A 20,637-nucleotide genomic window follows, 5' to 3' on the forward strand; every position below is an offset into this window, starting at 1 on the left:
AATCGTTAGAATCTTACTTTTAAGTTAAGGTTAAACATTCTGGCGGTTGGGAAAGCACCACTTTGATAACCTTGCAGGTTACCTGAGCTTAAACCTTCTTCAGGATCGGTATAAGGGGTGTTTTTATGGATGATCCATAAGTTACGACCACTTAAACCAACGTCGATGCCTTTAACACTGCCAAGCCGTGAAAGAACAGATTGAGGCAAAGAGTATGCAATCGCTGCCTCACGTAATTTCACATAACCCGCGTCATAAACGAAACCAGCTGCAGGATTATGCTCATAGCCATATAAACCAGAACCTGTGTTATCTGCTCTAACGGTATTTTGAGCTCCTGTAGAGGTAACACCAGGTAAAATCACACCGCCACCATCTGACAATGCATTTCTTGATGGCTTACCTAAATCGTTGTTACCTACAGTTTCAGGATACAAACCTGTATCCATACCATAATAAGTATCTAACGAGAATACGCTACCACCTTTTTTAACGTCAACCAGGAAGCTTAAAGTAAATGATTTATACCTAAACGAACTATTGATGCCGCCCGTCCAATTTGGGTTAACGTTACCCAACACTACGTTATTGCTTGAAGAAAGCACATAATACCCGTCGTCTCCAACAACTTGCTGCCCGTTTTTAGTAGCAAGTGCATTTCCATCTTTATCAACATAACCATTACCGCGAATATCGCCATAAGGACGATCCAGGCTTGCATTAAGCGAAACCCCGCCCTGGAACGAACCAAGCTGAAGATTGGTAGCCTGTTGACCAGAGCCATCAGTATAAAGTTTTAATACTTTGTTTCTGTTACGGGTAAAGTTAACATTCACTTTCCACGTAAAGTCTTTTGTTTGTACCGGTGTACCATTTAATGCAACTTCGATACCTTTATTTTGAATAGTACCGGAGTTAATATAAGCAGCATTATAGCCGGTAGCTGTAGATAATGTCACCGGAATCAGCTGATCAACGGTTTTGTTGTTGTAATAAGTGAAATCAAAACCTAAACGGTTGTTGAAAAATGCCATTTCCAAACCACCCTCAGAGGCTTTTGTGCGTTCGGGCTTTAATTTTGCATTGTTTTGAGTTGTACCGATAAATGCCTGAGGGCTTGAGCCAAATGCTGTAGTAAGCGAATAGTAATTACTTGTGCTTTGTGGCGTGCCGCTATTACCAACTTCAGCATAATTGATTCTTACTTTTCCATACGATAGCCATGAATATTGTTTAAGCAATTCAGAGAAAGTAAAACCTAAATTAACTGACGGATAGTAATATTTATTGCTATATGAAGGCAAAGCCGAAGAAGCATCACGCCTTAAAGTACCATCTAAAACCACCATTTTTTTCCAGGTGAACGTAGCACCGGCAAAAATACCATCTGTTTCAAATGGGACATACGTTTCAGTTGGAGCGTTTGGCGTATTCTTAGAATTTGATAAGCTATAAATACTTGGTACAATTAAGCCCCCGTTTGTGGTTGCCGCAATTGACTGGTAAAGATTTTTACGTACGTTAACCCCTAACAGACCTTTAAAATTAAGATCCTGAGTTATATTATTGTCAGTTGTAGCAAGGAAATCAAAGTTGGTTTCATTAAAGCTCAGGTTTCTCCTGGTGTATGATGATAAACCAACAGAACCAACTTGCCTGCGTTCTTCCTGAATCTGGCTCCAGTTATCAACAGTTACACGGCCTAATAAATTTAGCCAATTTGTAGCTTTATAATTTAAGCTAACGTTACCGAAGTAACGGTTGCGGGTATCTGTTTCAAAGTTTTGATACCGGATGAAGTAAGGATTATCCCAATAAATTGGAACCAGATTGGTTGGGCTTGCCCAGTTCCAGGTAATATTTTGACCACCGGAAGCAAAGTATTGATCTTTAAGTTCTTTGATGTCGTTATTTACCTGATACCATTGCCTGAAAGAGTTCAGGATGTTATCTGATTGATAACCGCTTCCGTAACGTCCTTTACCATCTGTACGAGTGTAGCTGATATTGGCAGCTGCAGTTAGTTTACTGTTGATGTTATATGTTCCGCCAAAGTCAAGGTTGTTTTTCAACTCGTTACTATTAGGCATAAAACCGGTTTGGTTATTGCGGGTATAACCTAATTTAAAAGTACCATTATCGCCACCATTAGTAATGAACAAACTTTGGTTATTACTGATTGGGTGAGTGAAAAATGTATTGGGATCATTAGCAGCAGCAACCCAAGGCGTAGCCTTACCAAAATTAGGAGAGTATTTGCTAAACGCATCCCATTGATAAACCTTCAGGTTTGGATCGAAGGCATGGCCATATGAAGCGTCTTCGGTCAAAGGATCAACCAAATCTTTAACACCGTCGCCATTGATGTCCCTATAAAGGAAATAACCGCTTGGATCTTCATAATAGGTTCCGTAACCACCGCCATATTGTTTTTGGTATGTTGGCAAGGTTGATTTATCAACAGCACCGTAACCGTAACTTGTGTTAAAAGTAATACCAAGTCCTTTATTAACTTTTTTGGTTGTAATTAAAATTACACCGTTGGCACCGATAGAACCGTATAATGCAGTAGCAGCAGCGCCTTTAAGAACGGTAACTGACTCAATATCATCCGGGTTGATATCTGAAGCGGGCGAACCATAATCATAACCACCTGTACCGGCAGCTACTGAGCTCGAATTGCTGTTACCCTGGTTGCCACCGCCAGAACCACCGTTGTTGTAAGGCACGCCATCAACAACAAATAAGGCCTGGTTGTTGCCGAGGATTGATTTAGTACCACGTAAAACAACATTTGTTGAACCGCCGAGGGCGTTGTTCTGCCTGATTTCTAACCCGGCTACCTTACCTGATAAACCGCTTACAAAGTTACCGCTACGTTGTTTGCTAACCTCGTCGCCGGTTACTTTCTGTGCAGCATAGGCTTGCTGGTTACGCGTTCTGTTTAAGCCCAGCGCTCCAGTTACCACTACCTCGCCAAGTTGCTGGCTCGAGGCAACTAAAACAACATTAACTGTTGGTCCATCGGCAGGCAAGGTTTGGGTAATGTAACCAAGAAAACTAAATGACAATAAAGCATTGTTGGGCACGGATAAGGAGAATCTTCCGTTTGCATCGGTCTGGGTACCGGTTGTAGTACCCTTAATGCTTACTGATACCCCCGGCACCGGTAAGCCATCTTCCCTGGCCGTAACCTTTCCGGTTACGGTATGGTTTTGCGCATATAGCTGTGTTGCAGCAAGTAAAAAGATGCACAAAGTCGTAAGTAGACTTTTTTTCATGAATAATGTGTTAGTTAATAGTTAAAAACTTTAAGAGGTTAAATGTATATGGGATTTATAAAAAATCAAATAAATAATTGTAACATTTCGTTTACATAAATATTATTGCGCAAAATACATATTTTTCATAAAAAATTCATAAACATTTATTTCCTTTGCATGTTCTTACGCTATTACTAAATCATTTAGTTAATAATAAGACAGTTAATAAAGTTAATTAGAACAGGGAAAATGCGCGAGGCATTTTCCCTGTTTGCTTTTATTGCCTATTCCACAAAATACATTAAAAAACAGGACTCAGCCTGCAAAAAAGACAAGGCACACCATAGTCAACCAAAGTGCTACTAACAGACAAACATTTTAAAATACCAAAAGATAGTTTTGCAACAATGTCAGCGGAGCCAGAAAAAGCCAGAAAAAGCCTAGCAGATGGAGTTATTAACCAATATCTATTATTACAATAATTCATATTAAATATCATTTTCTTTAAAGTAAACAAAATGTTACAATTTATTAACTCGCTGAAAAATAAATGATTAATTAAAAAGGGCTTGTGAAAACACAAGCCCTTTTTAAACCTATACAATATTGGGAATTATTTTTCGTTGCTCATCGAAAAAGGCACGTCGGCGTCTTTTGTGCCACGTTCTTTATTGGGGGTAGCAATCATATCAAAATTCAATTCAGCGCCGTTTAACAGGCCTTTGTGGCTCACCCAGTTATTGGTGTAGGGCTTGCCATCAATAGTAAGGTTGTTTACATATTTGTTGGCGGCACTGTTGTTGGGCGCGGTAATAGTCACCGTCTTACCATTCTCTAAATTAATGGTTACCTTTTTAAATAAAGGCGCTCCTAATACGTATTGATCGCTGGCCGGTGTTACCGGGTAAAAGCCCATGGCCGAGAAGATGTACCAGGCCGATGTTTGCCCATTGTCTTCATCGCCGCAATAACCATCGGGGGTAGCTTTATACAATTTATTCATGGTTTCGCGGGCCCAGTATTGGGTTTTCCATGGCTGGCCGGCATGGTTGTACAGGTAAATCATGTGCTGTATAGGCTGATTGCCATGCGCGTACTGCCCCATGTTGGCTATCTGCATCTCGCGGATCTCGTGTATTACGCCGCCATAGTAGCTATCGTCAAACGTGGGCGGCATGCTGAATACCGAATCCAGTTTGGCAGCAAATTGTTGCTTGCCGCCCATCAGGTTTATAAGGCCCTGTATGTCATGAAAAACGCCCCAGCTATAGTGCCAGCTATTGCCTTCGGTAAAGGCATCGCCCCATTTAAACGGATTAAATGGCGTTTCAAAAGTACCATCCTGGTTTTTACCGCGCATCAGCTTAGTTTGCGGATCGAAGATGTTACGGTAATTCTGGCTGCGTTTTTTATAAATATCAATCTCTGATTTTGGTTTGCCCAAAGCTTTCCCTAATTGGTATATCGCAAAATCATCGTAAGCATACTCTAAGGTACGTGCGGCATTCTCGTTTATTTTAACGTTGTAGGGCACATAGCCAAGGGTGTTATAATATTGCACTCCCCTGCGGCCGGTTGCGTTTGGCCCTTCGTTGTTGGCGCCGTGTTTAAGTGCCTGGTACAATGTTTCAATATCATAACCACGCATTCCTTTCAGGTAAGCTTCGGCAACTACCGAGGCCGAATTATTACCAATCATACAATCGGCATAGCCCGGGCTCGACCATTCGGGCAGCCAGCCGCCTTCTTTATAATCATTTATCAGGCCTTCCTGCATCTCTTTATTGATAGAGGGATAAACCAGGTTCAGGAACGGGTACAATGCTCTGAATGTATCCCAAAAGCCTGTACCGGCAAATAAATAACCGGGCATCACCTTACCATTGAAAGGGCTGTAGTGAATTTTTTCGCCTTTGGCATCTATCTCGTACATTTTATTAGGGAAGAAAAGCATCCTGTACAAGCTGCTGTAAAATGTTTTGGTTTGCTCCACGGTGCCGCCTTCTACATTCAGCCTGCTCAGGGTTTTGTTCCAGGTGTCTTTGGCTTTCTGGCAGGTAACTTCAAATTTATCATCAGCCAGTTCGCGCTTTAAATTAAGATCGGCCTGTTCAATACTTACAAATGACGAAGCTACTTTTAAATGCACCTGTTCGCCGTTGGTGGTTTTTAGGGTGATAACCGCGCCCGCGTGGTCGCCCATATATTCCAGCTGGCCGTCGTCTTTTTTCCAATCGTGCCATGCCGATGCCAACGCAAAAGGTTTATCTACATAAATAACAAAGTAGTTTTTGAAGTTTGCCGGAACAGCGCCGCTGTTTTTGGTGCTGTATCCTACAATCTTTTGCTCACCGGGAATAATCTTCACGTATGATCCTTTGTCAAAAGCATCAATTACAATATGCGAGCTATCGCTTTTGGGGAAGGTAAAGCGGAAGCTTGCAGCACGCTCGGTTGGGGTAATTTCGGTAGTTACATCATAATCGGCCAGGTAAACGCTGTAGTAGTAGGGTTTAACAATTTCGGCCATGTGCGAAAACCAGCTGGCACGCTCTTTTTCGTTCAGCTTTAACTTGCCGGTTTCCGGGAAGATGGAAAACATACCATAATCATTCATCCATGGTGATGGCTGATGGGTTTGCTTAAAGCCGAGGATCTTATCAGCATCATAAGTATACTGCCAACCATCGCCCATTTTACCGGTTTGCGGAGTCCAGAAGTTCATGCCCCATGGCAGGGCGATGGCCGGGTATGTGTTTCCGTTTGACAAGGATGGTTTGGATGCTGTACCCATCAGCGGGTTAATCAATTCAACGGGGTCAGTTACCCTGGCGCTTTGCTGGGCAATTGCAGCTGCCGGTAAACAGGCCAGGGCCAGTAAGAATAGTTTTTTCATTAATCGGAGTTTGTTTTTTAAGGGTGATGAAAGCAACAGTGGTTATTATAAAAGCTGCTGTTGATATCGTCGGATGTATTTGCTTTGTTATTTGTTCTAATAATTTTTCCCCGGTGCGAATATGGCAATCTGCCATAAGTAAAAAAACTCCCGCGCATGAAAATTCACGCACGGAAGTATTAATCAACTTTCTCTCAAAAAGTATCGTTCACCATTTCAACTCAACCTTTATACCATCGGGACTATTGGCGAAGCCCAGGTATAAGGTTTTTGATGAGGTATCCCATGATGTTTTAATATCAGTAATCATTTGCCCTTTGCTATCGCTTATAACAATTTGCTTTGGTTGACCCGGCAATAAAACCCTTGCGCTGGTAAGCGTTTTTACCGGGCTTTTGGCTATAAAAGAATAGCTGCCGCCTGCAGCTTTTTCGTCATAGATCCTCGAAGCCGAAGCTAATACCTGGGGTATGTTGTTATTGGCTACCCGTGCAACATTGTACAACAACGCCTGCTCGCCGGGATTGATCACCTTTTCGGCCAAGATCGGCAGCTGCGGATCGAACAGATCAATTACCGGACCTTTTATTGTATAAGGCTTGCTATCGGCATTTTCATCCATTACGGCTACAATATCGTAAGGGCCACGGGGCAGGTACAAGCTATTTTTAAACGTTAAGGTACCTGCATGGGCATCTTTTTCATAGGCTTGTTTAACGGTGCTGATGTAATTACCGTCGTTATCGGCCTGTAGTACGTATTCTTTGGGGTTTTGCCTCAACACATATACTGCGCCTTTACCAACGTTAAGCTTTTGGCTGTCGCCGACGGGGTTTATCCCTAACAGTTTAAATAAGTGTTGCGATGGCGCTGTAAAGTTATTGCCCTTGGTATCCCACCATTCCATAACCGACTGGTAAGGGTCATCATCCCGGCCGCAATAAATTAATATGCCACCCTGTTTTACCCAGGCGGCCAATTGCTGGTGAATTTGGGCCGATATGGGCTTCATATTAGCATAACTCATCACCAGCACCTTGATATTTTTAAGCGATGCCGCATAGCCCAGGTTTTCCATGTGCACCGTTTGTACCGGAACGCCATGTTTTAGCAGTGGCAATGTTTGCCCGTAAAAGTTTGAGAACTGCGGATCCTCGAACCCGTTATGGGTAGGGAAACGCTGAAACATCAGTGTATTACTCATCAACACGCCAATGCCGTTCACACCCGTTACTTTATTGGTTGATGGAGGCATGCTATTGAGGGCGTTAACCATCACCTGCATTTGGGTAGAGTAATACTGGGGGATCAGGATCTTTTCGTTACTATTGGCAACCTTGTAGGGATGCGTATAAATGCGCTCGGGCCAGGGCATCACCTCATAATCAGATACCGTTGGGTACAACAACTTGGCCGTAAAGGTAGCCTGGTAATTTAGTTTATAATCGCTCCAGTCCTTTTGCCTGTCCTCAATTGGGTCGGTTAAAAAAAACATTTTGCGGCCGGTTGGCGCCGTCATGGATACCATCGACCCATATTCCAGGTAGGCGTTTTCAAATACGCGTTCTTTTTGCAAGCCGTTAAAATAAGTTGGCTCGCGCGAGGTGCCCGTCCACACCTGGGCTATGTAACCATCAATACCGGGCAGCGAAGCCAGGCTGGCCTCGGGACTAACAATTTGCCACGACGAATAGTTAACCAGCGAATGCGTGGCGATAAACACCTTTATATTTAAGCCTTTGCTTTTGCCATAGGCTTTAGCGTAGGATGATACTTTTTCAATGGCATCATAATACAGGTGATACTTTAATTTGCTGGATAGGTAAGTATTCTCGGCAGATGCATCCTGCGGCTTCCAGGGAAAACCGTAATAGCTTTGCCATTGCGCTTTGAAGCCCGCGCTATAGCCCGCACGCGCCCAAAATTCAGGTTCTTCTAAAAATATATTGGTGATGCCAACATCAATTACTCTTTTAATAACCGCCGTTTTCATGTACTCGATGAACGAGGCACCGGGCACTACATATGGCATATCCCTGCCATGAAAAATGGTATCGCCCTTTTGGGTAACCTGCCCAACACCCAGGTGGTTTTTACCATCCCATTTACCCAGGAAATAATCTTTGTAATCGCCCCAGGCTATGCCGGTCATGAAGTTGGTTTGATAACCATGATCGCGCCAGGTTTGTACGCGCTGTTCAAAGGTCATGCCGGGGTGGTCGTTGGTTCCGTAAACAATGGCAATGTCGCTGCGTACGTCAATCTCGGGCATCCAGGGGCTGGCGGTTTGGAAAGCAGTCTTCTCTTTTAACGGTGCCGGTGCCTGCTGCGCAAAAACGGCAGACGCCAGCATAGTTAAACAACAGGAAACAAAAATGTTTTTCATAGATAGGTGCAGGGCGGTAGGTGCCGCTTAATACCACACAATAATAGGATAGGTGGTATTAAAACAAGGGTTAATAAATGGGTTAACCCGGTTTAAATTTCATTAACCCATTAAAATTAATCGCATTATTAACCGGAAATGATGGAAAGTCTTTAGTCGAAAGTCTTAAGTTCTAAGTCAAAAAGGACAATTCAGATTTACGGGGAATTTTGACTTAAAACTAATCGTTCTTAACCGCCCTATTTCCCGCAAATTTTATCAAATGGCAAAGGGTAATCAATTCCTAATGATCTTTTATATTCGGCTACAAAATCATCATAGGTGCGGCGGGCGTGTTCAATACCCCTGGTGCGCCTGATGGCTTTCAGTTTATAGTTGATGCCGGCATCGCTAAACGGGTCGATATTTAAAATCAGCCGGCTTATCTCCAGCGCCTTTTTAAACTGCCCCTCATCATAGGTGTTTTTTATTACAGGCTGCAAAGCCGGCATTAACGCTTCTTCGTACTCCTCCTTAAAATCATCCAGCCAAACATCGGGCATAGCCGGCAGCAGGCCGCCACGGACCATCAAATCAAAATGCGGAACCTCCAATTCTGCCGCCCCCTGCCTGTTATTAAGGCTGGCTTGCACCACAAAATAATCACAAAAAAAGGCGTCCGAAACAGTGAAGCTATAGGTGTCATTGATATAGGCCAGCTCAATCCCATCCAGGTCAGCAAGAATACTTCTCAGATGATTTAAGGTAACGCCCCTGATGTTTTTTGTTTTGGCTACATCTTTATCGGCCCAAAGGGTGGTTGAAATGCGCCTGGAGGTTACACCGTTTTTATCGCGGCTGTTCAGTAAAATCAAAATGAATAGCTGTTTAATTTTAGGGCTAAACAGGTAGGTAATATCCTTGCCGTTTTTATCATACACCGCAAATGCGCCCAGCAAATAAACCGCATTAATCTTGTTGCCAATAATTTCCAATTGGCTTTCATCCTGGGTTAAATCAGCAGTATCGGGCACCGGTTTGGCTTTTTTCCTTTTCAGGTAGATGAATGCTCCACCGGCTACGAATAGTACCGCCGCCAGCCCTCCAACATAGCTATACACACTGATTGTTGCGCTTTTAGCCTGTTTTGATTTTAAATAAGCGGCATAACTTACCGGGGGAAATGCCAGCGAATAAATTTTGATACCCGATTTTACAGGCGAAGTAAATTCCTGGGTGGTGCAATAAAATTCGTTCGCGTCGCTATTAAAAAACAGGTTAACATCCGTTTCAATCCGTTCGGATGTTACCGGAATCTCGCCGCTCACAACCTCATATGATCCATCTTGAATAGCATATTTATAAAGCTTTAAGCTGGTTTTAGGCCGCTCGTGCGGGTAACACAACACATAAAAATATTTTCTATCCTTTGATAGGACGAGGTTATTGGCGGGCACGAAAGCCTCTTCATCAGGCTTAATTTCCCATAGTTTTTTGATGGTATGGCTGGTTAGGTTAACCCGGTACAAATCATAAAAATGCATACCACCTACAACCTGGCTGCCCGATTGATTGCCGATACCGCCAAATATATACACGTCGTTATTCGCGTCGGCAACGCTGCAGGCCGAAAAAAACCGCGGATCGATATGGTCGCCGGTAAAAACCACAGGCTGCCAAACCTGTTCCAGGGTATCAAACTTAAAAAAATCATTATAGTACCTGAACGACCCGTAGCCGCCAAATAAATAAAGATCGCGGTAATCTTTATCGTAAAACACATTATGGTGATGCCGTTGCGATGGCAAGGCTGCGTTTCCTTTAACCTCCCAGTTTAACCTCGAAAGATCAAGCGATACCAGGCCCGATGGGTTGCCCGGGGCGTTGTTAACCTCATACACATACAGCTTATTTTGCCTGGGGTTAACAATGCTTTTGCCCAGTAACAGGGGCATAGGCAAGGGGTTTTGATAGGAACCGGATGATTCCTCATCATTCCTGACATTATATTGCACTACCGAGTTGCTGCCAAACAGCACCATGCTTTGTTTTTGCTGATTAAAGTTTAGGCCCACAACCTCGTTAAAGCTTTTTGACAACCGCGGCTTCCAGAAGTACGATTCATTAATAAGCCAAACCGGGTTTTCAACAAAGCCAACCTCGTCGCCATTGCTGCTGTGCACGTTTTGGCCTTCCCATTCATCTAACGGGAACGAATAAGCCTGGGAGGCATCGCCAACTTCCAGGTTGCGGATGGCCATATTGGGCACATCGGAGTAACGCGAATTTTTGCCAAAGGTAATTACCGGGCTGATGCTGCCGGTGAAACTAAAGCCCGAAGCGCCATACGGTTTACCGTTAACCCACACTGTTGCTTTATCCCCACGCAGGTCCAGCTTGATTTTGATGGCTGTCCATGTCCTTTTTGATAACTGGGCAGCGCTCAGCGGGATGGTGATCTTATTGCTCTTACTGTCGATATTGAAATTTAAGTAAGGGGTGCCGTTCAAATAAATATAACTGAGGCTATAGGAGTTATTTTTACTATCAGCAAGGTTCAAAACATAACCCAGGTGCGAATTATCCCATAAAGCCAGCTGAAAGGCAATGGTTAATTCATCATTAAATGTGGGGCTTTCCTGTTTAAAAACGGAATAGGACGTCCGTTTTTCCATTAAACTATCGTTCGAGTTGAATTGCAAGCCCTGCGCCTGTAATTTTCCGCACGAGCCAAGGGCGGCAGCAAAAACCAAAATCCTATATACCCAGGGATGAAGTAATAAAATCCGGCTCGCTTTTGTCATTGAATACACTTGTCTAAAATCCCCGGGACCAGGGGAATGGTCCGCTGTTGAACGCAAGTGCTAAAATATGTTTTTTTTAAGTATGTAAATGGGGAATCTCTTTATTACCTCTCCGGCACAAATTTATTATAGGCATCAACAAGAATTGCCTCTTTATCGTGTATCGTATAATATTCCGCACCCAGGCTTAACCCGTTGTCAGTGCGCTCCAACATTACCTTGACAAAGCCATGCCGGGTGTCACACGAATACTCCAGTTTGGCTCCATCCAGAACTTCGCTTTCGGCGCTAAAACGCTCGTCATCGGTATGGGCTACGGGGTGCAGCTCATCAAAGCCACCTGCGCCGGCTACGATGTATGGCACGGTGATGCCATTAGGATAACGCTTGCTGATACGCTGATAATTATGTACGTGCCCGCTAAAAACCATATCGGGCCAAACATTGGTTTCGGTAAATGCGCCCTCCAGGAATTCGATCATGGGCAAGCTGGAACCATGATTAACATCGGCCGAGTATGGCGCGTGATGGATACAAACCAGCAATGCTTTTTCGGGATGGTTTTGCGCCGATGATTTTAATTCCTGCAGAAACCAATCCCGCTGCTCCGGCGCTATTACGCCATATTTGGGCACATTACTGTGTAAGCCAATTATGGTTGCAAGCGGGGTATCCAACGTCCAGTAAATATTGGGCTGCACCATGCTTTTCCGCGGGTTGTCGCCGGAAAATAGTATTGCCCGTTGTTGAGTATCGCAAAAAACAGCAGCAAAAGCATCCAGACTTTGGTATGGCTTATCGGCATTAGGGTTTATGTCGCTGTCGTGATTGCCGGCTATGGCAAATACAGGGCCGGGGTAATTGTTATAGGGATCAAAAAACTGGCTTTTGTAATATTTTTCTTCTCCATGGCTATACACTACGTCGCCCAGGTGATACAGGAATGAAGGTTTGTTTGCTGCCTCCCAGGTTCGATACTGGGAAGCCATGGCATCAGGCACCCTTTTCTGAAAATCCGGATCGCGAAAGCCACCGGTATCGCCCACTACTTGAAATACCATGCGGTTATCGTTTACACCAGGCAATATGTCATTAACATTTAAATGGTAGGGATACTTTCCGGACGGCGGGGGAGGCGGCAAAAACTTATAGGTATCGTCGGGCTGGTCTTTTTTTAAAACGGGGGTGGTATATTTAAGGGATAATATCATTTAGCGCTAATCATCGAAAGACCAAACATACCAAACAAATATAAATTGAGGGTGAACAAAAGTTTAAGTAGCCGGCACTAACAGTTTGTAGCGCCAGGTTATTCGTGCAGCACCAGGATAGCTTTTACTGATTTGTTCATGACCTGGTTTACCGTGCTTCGGGTAAATAGCCGGTAAACAATGTTATGATGATGTTTGACCAGGCATAGAATGTCTGTTTCGTGCGTTTGTACAAAATCAACAATACCATTTATAGCGCTGCTGTTGTTAATATAGTTAAAATCAAGTTCGGCATTTTTTATTAGGCTGCTTAATTTGGCCTCCCCCGTTTTGATATGTTTATCGTCGGGCTTATCGGCTACATACAACACCTGCATTTTAGCGGATGCAAATGCCTGCACCATTTCGTTCAAAGCGTTTACATCTTCGGCAGACAGGCGGGTTTCAAAATCTGTGGCCAGCGTAATCACGGGCACCCTCGAGAACTTACTTTCCAGTGGGATGATTAAGGTGGGCGTTTTCAACTTGCTTACCATCATGCTTGCATTACTACCCACAATACCCGCAATACCTGTTGAGCCGGTTATCCCCATTACCAAAAGCTCTACCGGGTTTTCATCAACATACCGGGTTATTACACTTTTCAAAAAACCCACATCGCAAAGTGTGTTAACCTTAACCGAAGCATAAGCTTCCTGCCGGGTAAATTCGGCTGCCCACTCCTTCAAGGCCTCCCTTTTGTTGTTATAGTAATCTTCAATAAAAATAGCGTTGTAAGTGCTGTTGTTAATGCCTTCGGTAGGGTGTATGGCATGTATTACGCAAATATCACGGTTTAATACCGCGGCCAGCTCCATAGCGTAAGCCATTGCATTGGCTGCGCTTTTTGAAAAATCGGAAGCAACAAGAATCTGTTTCATTTTTGGCCTTTTAAATAAACAAATGGAAAAACATGAATAATAAAGATGCTAAAATTATTGCTACCGGTAAAGTAAGCACCCAGGCCATCGCAATATTTTTTATTGTTTTATTATTAAGATTGCCCTTACCGCCCGAAGCAACCATAGCGCCGGCAATTCCGCTTGAAAGCACATGTGTAGTACTTACCGGCAAACCAAACGCAGTACTAAGGCCGATGGTTGATGCGGCGACAATTTCAGACGTAGCACCCTGCGCATAGCTTAAATGTTCGTTGCCAATTTTTTCGCCAATTGTAACTACAATCCTTTTCCAGCCAATCATGGTGCCCAGCCCAAGCGATATGGAAATTATAGCGATAACCCATACCGGCGCAAAATCTGTTACATGCTCCAGCTCGTCTGAGGCAGATGTAAGCGAGGCCCAATCATTTGCCGGTAATTTTATCGCGTTATCTTTAAGCACCGTTCTGATTGCTTTTACAGCCGCTTCTACCTGTTTACGGTAACGGTAAGTTTTGGCTACATCGGTTTCATTTTTTTCGGCCAGCGAGGCTTTTGCCCGGGCAATTATATCTGCCAGGTTTATAAATTCACTGTTGGGGGCATTGTTTGCAGAGGTATTTTTAGTTATCACGAGGCTGGCCTGGTTAAACGCCGCCAAAACTTTATCATTACTTATATGATGATTAACGGCAAACCGGGCAGGTAAAAACGCTATCAGGATAAGCATGAATAAGCCTACACCCTTCTGCCCATCATTACTACCATGAAAAAAGCTAACCAGGGTACAGGTGGTGATGAGTAAAAGCCTGATTAAAATTGGCGGACGGTCATCTTCGCCGGTTGGGATATGAAACAAGGCATGTGATTTGGTTGCATGCTTTAAAAACAACATGAGCAGGGCTGCGGCACCAAAACCAATAATGGGCGATAGAACAAGCGACAGGCCTATCTCTTCGGCTTTACCCCAATTTACCCCGGGGCCATGGTAGTACCAGGTAAAGGCCAGGCCGGCGCCAATCATAGCGCCAATCATGGTATGCGAACTGGAACAGGGAATACCCAGATACCAGGTGCCCAGGTTCCAGATAATGGACGCGAGCAACACCGATAATACCAGGCAGGCACCTACGCTCACGGGCAAAGTCATCAAGGCATCAAGCGGCACCAGCTTTAAAATACCCATGGCTACCGTTACACCACCCAGAAACACGCCTAAAAAATTCCATAAGCCCGACCAGGGAATAGCATATACTGGTTTTAAGGCCCGGGTATATATTACGGTAGCTACCGCATTGGCTGTATCATGAAAGCCATTCACAAACTCGAACCCGATAACGGCCAGGATGCAGACGATAAAGACAACCAGTAAATAACCGCTTAAATTAACCTGGCCAATAAAAGGAAGTGTGGCTGCAAGTATTGAAATATGCATATCAAATTATGTTTTATCCCGGCAGGCTTATTTAGCCTTTTTAACCTGCTCTCAAATAACAGCTTCAAACATTGCTTTAATACCAATTTCAGGTTAATTGTTTGTTATTTAATTGTTTACCATTTTTATTAAGGGCCTGTTTAAATTTATTCAATAACAATTTTATTGCCAATAGTTTGACCATATTTTTAGATGGTTCAGGCTGGAGTTCATAATTTCCGCATAATATTATGTCAAACCAGGCAAATGTTTTTTCAGCAACTTATCTTTTATGGACTGGCTTAAAACCGGCATTCCTGCCATCAGAGCGCACAACAACCCGTATAAAGTGAATGTGATAGCCGAAATTTTTAGTTACCTGTTCGGCCGTTTCCACTCTATATCCGCTGACAGCTAAAAAATCTATTGATTGTATTTGTTTTAATGAAAATGAATATTAACTTTGAAAAACAAAGTGCTTTCAAACAGCAAAAACTCGTAATTAAATGCCTTAGTGCGCAGTGGCTTGATGTTGTTTTAGGGATGAATGGCGCTTAGTGGAATTAAACGGCTTTAAAAATTCAAAATTGAAGATTTTAACCAAAACGTTTTAAAATACAAACTCATGAAAGACGAAATACTCGGCCATCTAAACGATCCCGGTCAACTCGAGAAGCTTTACCGGGCCAACAAGACGACTTTTAAACGAGCGTTCAGTACCCTATACCCCGAGCTTAAAGGCAATACACTTGCTGATTGCTGGAATGAAAGGCTGAATTACGAAAGTGACGAGATTAACTGGGGCACAGGCAGGGAATTGTTATTTGTGATAGTTGCTTCGTTGGCAGCAGGCTTTATAGCAAAGTTACCTGCAGTTTTTCATATCGACGAAGAGTTTTTTTATCCCAGGAACATCGGGTTTATCGTTTTCCCCCTGTTAACGGTTTACTTTGCCTGGAAGAACAAATTATCGGCCGCTAAAATTGCTTTTATTGTTGGTGCCACACTTGCGGGTGCACTTTTTATCAATTTGTTTCCCATTGCCAAAAAAAGCGACACCCTAATTTTATCGTGCATCCACTTACTCTTATTTCTATGGTCGGTATTAGGTTTTGCTTTTGTTGATGAGATGAGAAATGACGGGGAGAAACGGCTGCGCTTTTTAAAATATAACGGCGACCTGGTAGTAATGACGACCCTTATATTGATAGCAGGCGCAATAATGACAGGCATAACCCTCGGACTTTTTTCGCTTATCGGTTTTGATATTAAAGAGTTTTATTTTAAAAATGTTGTAATTGTGGGGCTTGCGGCGGCGCCGATTGTGGGTACCTGTCTTACCGAAGCTAATCCGCAATTAGTGGGTAAGGTTTCCCCGGTAATTGCCAAAATATTTAGCCCGCTCGTAATAGTTATGCTGGTGATCTATCTTATAGCAATAGTTTATTCCGGTAAAAACCCTTATAACAACAGGGAGTTCCTACTGGTTTTTAACGCCCTGTTAATCGGTGTTATGGCCATTATTTTCTTTTCGGTTGCTGAGGCATCTAAGGCAACTAAAAGTTATACAGAAACCTGGATTCTTTTTCTGCTGTCGGTTTTAACCATAGTAGTTAATGGCGTTGCGCTTTCTGCCATCTTGTTCCGGATTTCGGAATGGGGCTTAACGCCGAACAGGGCTGCGATTTTGGGTGGCAACGTTTTAATATTAATTAATCTGCTCATGGTAACTACGCAACTTTTCAGGGTGCTTTCAAAAAAAGCCGACATAACCGGCGTAGGCAAAACTATTGCCTTTTACCTCCCTATTTACTTTATCTGGACAATCATAGTAACCTTTATATTCCCGCTGATATTTGGATTTAAATAAAGAGACCGATCAGCAATACGGATGAACAAACCAATAGCGCTTGTATATCAGGTTTACAGCACCTACAGTTTTATCAGCTTACCATTATACACCACATGCCCCGCTAAAGAAATTACATAAACATAAATGCCGGGATTAAGGTTCACCGGCACGGTATTTTGCAGGTTATTAAGCGTTTGGGTTATGCTGAGCTTACCGCTGGCGTCATACAATTTAAAATCGTAATTATTGATATCGCCGCTTAAAACGGTAAATTGTTTATCAACAGGATTTGGGTACACGGCAAACTGCTTGTTTTGCAGTACAACGGCTTTTACGGTATCGGTATAAATAACCTGGTTATCGGCAGTGGTTAGTTTGGCCCGGTAATATTGTACCTGTTTGGGGGCGGTATCTGTAAACTGGTAACCAAGCTGGTTTGCTATTACCGCCGATGTGCCAATTGATGTAAAGGACGCCGGGCCAGTCATTTTTTCCCAGGTAATGGATTTTAGGTTTACGGTGCTGCCCAGGTAAAGATCTAATAAAACTTTATTGCCTGTTACATTCGCCAGTAATGTTTTCACATAACAGCCCACGCCCTGCGTGGTAACATCAATGGTATAGCTTTTTAAGCCTTCAAAACCATTACCAGTAGCGCTTACCGCAAAATATTTGGAGGTTTGCTGCCCTGCTGGGATGATAACCGATGTATCTGTTACCGCACTTAGTTTTTGCAAAACATTATCTTTTATAGTGTAAACAACATAGCCTGTACTGCCTTGTTGTGGCGACCAATGCAACAACGTACCCTGTGTACAGTTATAACCAACGCGCAACCCTACCGGGGCAGAGATGTTAAATTCGGCACTTAAAAACGAGTTGTTGCCAATATCCATTTTCAACATGGCCGCACTGAATACGTCCGGGGCCTGCCAGTTATAATAATTATTTTTCAGCGTTACATTATTAATGGCTTTCCAGGTAACTCCGTGATCATAACTGATACTCAGCCTACCCATTGCCGTATCAAAGGAACTTTGCCAGCGCAGGTAATTATCGTCGGCAGCAAAAAGCTGACTTGCAGCAACAGGGTAAACCCACTCGAACTTATTTGCCTGGATTGCTTGATAAGCCACATAAAACTTTTGCGACCCCAGTGGCACTTTCCTGCCTTTTACGTGTATGGTGTAAATCCCGGCGGCCGGGTTTGCAATGGCAACCTGTTCTGTATTATTTATGGTATCTATCACCCTTTGCGCAGGTTTGTGTAACGAGTCGAGCGATGGGTAGCTGCTTAGCGTCCAGGGTAAAATGGTTTTTCCATCGGGGCCGGAAACTGACAGGTCAAGGTCATTAACCAACGCAGTGGGTGCATTTAGCGCCGCCGCAGGATCTGTCCAGGCTATTGATACCTTCAACTCTTTTGAGCCGGCAGGTACCTCTACCGTAAAATCGCTTTGCCCGCCATTGCCTACCGCTCCGTTATTAAACCTGTTTTCCTGTAAGGTGCGCATCGCTTCCAGGCCATTTAACCTGCCATAGCCGGTTTTAAAATCGACGTAGGTGTTGCCAATATCATCGGCCGAATTGATAAGCAATACTTTAATTAATGCAGCAGGGGGTAAATTTCTATGCGCTTGCTTATACGCCTGCTGCAATAAAGCAATAGCGCCCGAAGCCAGGGCAGCGGCGCCCGATGTTCCGTCCTCGCCATCTGCAACCAGCTCCGGCTTTATGCGTCCATCATAGGCCGGGCCGCCAGAGCTTAAATCTTCGGGGAGGTTTGTACGGCCTGTACCGCCTATCACCAGCACGTTTTTTGCCTGCTTAAAATCGCCCGACAAATTGGCCACACCCGTTAAGCCGTTGTAAACTCCGGTTGCCGGCGCGGTAAGCCCAACATTGCCCGACGAAAACACGTGTACAATGCTGTCATTTGCGGCTACCTGCTCATCATAGGCCACGGTTTCGGCACCGTAGTAGTTTTCGATACCGGTACCGTAGGAATGGTTTTGCAAGCCGATATCAAACATTTTAAAAACAACGGTGCTATCTGGAAACAGATTGATAAAATCGGCAGATGTAAAGCGCACCTTAGGTGCGGCGCCAAGCCCTTTTATGAACGAATTTGCATTGCCGCCAATCAGCGTGGCCATGGTAGTAGCATGCCCGGACGTTGTAGCTGATGCCGGAAATGATTCAAATGTACGGCCGAGCAGATCCAAATCGTTATCGTACCTGCTCTCCTTAATACTTACATTGATGCCCTGTCCGTTAATCCCGGGGTAAATGCTACGTATCCCGCTAATGGTATTTGCCCCCAGATCGATATCGCTGATTGCCAGTTCGGCGTGTGCCTTGCGGGTATTATCCGCAAAAACAACGTAGGGCTGCTGTAATAATTCATTTAGCCTGTTAACACGGATATTGGCTGTTACCCTGTTACCGTTTGCGACGGTTATTTCGGCATATTTTTTTACTTCACTTTGTGCGGTGGCATTGTTCAGGGTAATATCAACGGCAATTATTTTACTGCTATTAGCATGCTTTTGAGTGGCCAGGGCAAGGTTATCTGACGCTTTCCACAAGGAATTTGCAGGGGCTATTATTTCAAAATCCGCACCTTGCGGGATGGGTTTGTTTGAAGCTATAATGTAATAATTGTATGAAAGCCTTTTTATAACATGCGCGTTTGCGGAGGGCGCAAATGGCCGTTTATTGGCCTTAACAACATAATAATTAACAGAATCGGCTAATGCGGGTTTATTTGCTGCCGAATAAAGGTTTTTGATCATTTTGTCGCCCGCTGTTTGCTGCGACCAGGAGTACTTAAAACAAAGCAAAAAAACAAAAGGCAGTAATTTTTTAACCATGCTTTAAGTTTAATAAAAATAAGGGAGAGCACCGCCCTCCCTTATAATAGTAAATAATATAATACCCGATAGTGTTACAAATGTTTAGTATAAATAATTTAAAGCTATTACATCATTCGGATTAAAAGTACGATCGGTACCAGATGAGCAAGCCAGCATCCATGATCCGGCATCGGCTTTTGTTGGTGTACCGGGAATATTAATTGCTCCAATACCTGCGCTGCCTTCATTAACGTGCCTGCCGCCGCAGCTAAATGCACGGTTCATATAATCGGTATGGCGGAAACCGATGCAATGGCCTATCTCATGCTGCAAAACCGATGTTAAATAATTTACATCAGGGTTGGTGCCGTAAGCTTGCTCGTTGGTATTCATTTGAATTTGGTTATACGGATCGCCAGCCGATGTTGGGAAGCCCGATGAGCCCAGGGTAATGTATCCACCGCTTGGCCCTTCGTTAAAGCCAATTACCTGGATATTACCGCCGCTGCTTACTATTTGGAATTGGATAGTAAGGCCTAACGCATTATAACGTGCAACCGCGTTGCTTGTTGCTGTAGCATAAACAGTTGGCAGGTTTGATACCGAAACGGTAATTGTGCGGGGCAGGTTTTTAACCAGGTTGGTAGTCCGGTACTGCTCGTTTTCGGCAATTCTTAAATTGGGGCTTGTGCTTGCCTCTGATAAATTAGCTGCAGTTAAAAGGATGTCGCCTTCTACCAGGTAATTATCTCCCTGTTTTCTCACTTCGTCGGTGCTGAAGCCCAGGTCACTTATCTTTTTTAATACATCCGCCGAAACAGCTGTTGTTTGCTTTGCCGGCTGGCTGTTATTTTTAGTACAAGAAAATAGAACAGACGCGGCAACGGCGGCGCCAAAGCCAATTGTTAGTAATACTTTGTTTTTCATGTGTGTTTTTCGTGTTAAGTTTGTTTGTAAGGTTTTTCTAAAAACTACAATTGGCTGGCCAGCATTTCAAATAATATAATTTATCGGGTAATTATATTATTCGTTTAATTGTATACAATTACAATCTTAA

Annotated in this window: 11 protein-coding genes; 2 read left to right on the top strand and 9 right to left on the bottom strand. The window is 43.6% G+C overall.

The features are described from left to right. Positions 1–5 precede the first annotated feature (5 nt). The 7 genes from ACFGVS_RS17480 to ACFGVS_RS17510 form a co-directional block, all read right to left on the bottom strand. Positions 6–3,281 (bottom strand): SusC/RagA family TonB-linked outer membrane protein, encoded by a 3,276-nt coding sequence (locus ACFGVS_RS17480; protein ID WP_090640394.1) that lies wholly within the window; start codon positions 3,279–3,281, stop codon positions 6–8. A 595-nt stretch (positions 3,282–3,876) separates the two neighbouring features. Further along, entirely contained in the window at positions 3,877–6,159 is a 2,283-nt protein-coding gene (locus tag ACFGVS_RS17485) for a GH92 family glycosyl hydrolase (RefSeq protein WP_439694911.1), read from the bottom strand. 208 nt (positions 6,160–6,367) lie between these two features. Continuing rightward, entirely contained in the window at positions 6,368–8,545 is a 2,178-nt protein-coding gene (locus tag ACFGVS_RS17490) for a hypothetical protein (protein ID WP_439694912.1), read from the bottom strand. Between the two features lie 239 nt (positions 8,546–8,784). After that, the gene (locus tag ACFGVS_RS17495; protein WP_439694913.1) at positions 8,785–11,328 is read right to left on the bottom strand and encodes a Kelch repeat-containing protein; all 2,544 of its coding nucleotides are present in this window, start codon (positions 11,326–11,328) and stop codon (positions 8,785–8,787) included. Between the two features lie 104 nt (positions 11,329–11,432). Further along, positions 11,433–12,539, bottom strand: coding sequence for a metallophosphoesterase family protein (locus ACFGVS_RS17500; RefSeq protein ID WP_439694914.1), 1,107 nt, complete (start codon positions 12,537–12,539; stop codon positions 11,433–11,435). 98 nt (positions 12,540–12,637) lie between these two features. Then, positions 12,638–13,459: a universal stress protein gene (locus tag ACFGVS_RS17505; RefSeq protein WP_439694915.1), complete on the bottom strand. Its 822-nt coding sequence runs from the start codon at positions 13,457–13,459 to the stop codon at positions 12,638–12,640. Positions 13,460–13,469: 10 nt separating this feature from the next. Then, positions 13,470–14,894, bottom strand: coding sequence for an inorganic phosphate transporter (locus tag ACFGVS_RS17510; RefSeq protein ID WP_439694916.1), 1,425 nt, complete (start codon positions 14,892–14,894; stop codon positions 13,470–13,472). Between the two features lie 271 nt (positions 14,895–15,165). On the opposite strand from ACFGVS_RS17510, the gene ACFGVS_RS17515 reads away from it, so the two are divergent. Both ACFGVS_RS17515 and ACFGVS_RS17520 read left to right on the top strand, forming a co-directional pair. Beyond that, a complete protein-coding gene (locus ACFGVS_RS17515; protein ID WP_439694917.1) occupies positions 15,166–15,291 on the top strand; it encodes a hypothetical protein in 126 nt (41 codons plus the stop codon). Between the two features lie 207 nt (positions 15,292–15,498). Beyond that, the gene (locus tag ACFGVS_RS17520) at positions 15,499–16,743 is read left to right on the top strand and encodes a hypothetical protein (RefSeq protein ID WP_439694918.1); all 1,245 of its coding nucleotides are present in this window, start codon (positions 15,499–15,501) and stop codon (positions 16,741–16,743) included. A 62-nt stretch (positions 16,744–16,805) separates the two neighbouring features. On the opposite strand, the gene ACFGVS_RS17525 is transcribed toward ACFGVS_RS17520, so the two are convergent. Both ACFGVS_RS17525 and ACFGVS_RS17530 read right to left on the bottom strand, forming a co-directional pair. Then, positions 16,806–19,598 (bottom strand): S8 family serine peptidase, encoded by a 2,793-nt coding sequence (locus tag ACFGVS_RS17525; RefSeq protein ID WP_439694919.1) that lies wholly within the window; start codon positions 19,596–19,598, stop codon positions 16,806–16,808. Positions 19,599–19,682: 84 nt separating this feature from the next. Then, the gene (locus ACFGVS_RS17530; protein ID WP_090640354.1) at positions 19,683–20,507 is read right to left on the bottom strand and encodes a M57 family metalloprotease; all 825 of its coding nucleotides are present in this window, start codon (positions 20,505–20,507) and stop codon (positions 19,683–19,685) included. Between the last annotated feature and the right edge of the window lie 130 nt (positions 20,508–20,637).

The sequence above is a fragment of the Mucilaginibacter sediminis genome, assembly GCF_051903035.1.
GTDB lineage: Bacteria > Bacteroidota > Bacteroidia > Sphingobacteriales > Sphingobacteriaceae > Mucilaginibacter.

Excerpts from the sequence above, each read along its gene's own strand:
- ACFGVS_RS17480 (WP_090640394.1), bottom strand. The coding sequence starts at position 3,281 with ATGAAAAAAAGTCTACTTACGACTTTGTGCATCTTTTTACTTGCTGCA.
- ACFGVS_RS17485 (WP_439694911.1), bottom strand. The coding sequence starts at position 6,159 with ATGAAAAAACTATTCTTACTGGCCCTGGCCTGTTTACCGGCAGCTGCA.
- ACFGVS_RS17490 (WP_439694912.1), bottom strand. The coding sequence starts at position 8,545 with ATGAAAAACATTTTTGTTTCCTGTTGTTTAACTATGCTGGCGTCTGCC.
- ACFGVS_RS17495 (WP_439694913.1), bottom strand. The coding sequence starts at position 11,328 with ATGACAAAAGCGAGCCGGATTTTATTACTTCATCCCTGGGTATATAGG.
- ACFGVS_RS17500 (WP_439694914.1), bottom strand. The coding sequence starts at position 12,539 with ATGATATTATCCCTTAAATATACCACCCCCGTTTTAAAAAAAGACCAG.
- ACFGVS_RS17505 (WP_439694915.1), bottom strand. The coding sequence starts at position 13,459 with ATGAAACAGATTCTTGTTGCTTCCGATTTTTCAAAAAGCGCAGCCAAT.
- ACFGVS_RS17510 (WP_439694916.1), bottom strand. The coding sequence starts at position 14,894 with ATGCATATTTCAATACTTGCAGCCACACTTCCTTTTATTGGCCAGGTT.
- ACFGVS_RS17515 (WP_439694917.1), top strand. The coding sequence starts at position 15,166 with ATGGACTGGCTTAAAACCGGCATTCCTGCCATCAGAGCGCACAACAAC.
- ACFGVS_RS17520 (WP_439694918.1), top strand. The coding sequence starts at position 15,499 with ATGAAAGACGAAATACTCGGCCATCTAAACGATCCCGGTCAACTCGAG.
- ACFGVS_RS17525 (WP_439694919.1), bottom strand. The coding sequence starts at position 19,598 with ATGGTTAAAAAATTACTGCCTTTTGTTTTTTTGCTTTGTTTTAAGTAC.
- ACFGVS_RS17530 (WP_090640354.1), bottom strand. The coding sequence starts at position 20,507 with ATGAAAAACAAAGTATTACTAACAATTGGCTTTGGCGCCGCCGTTGCC.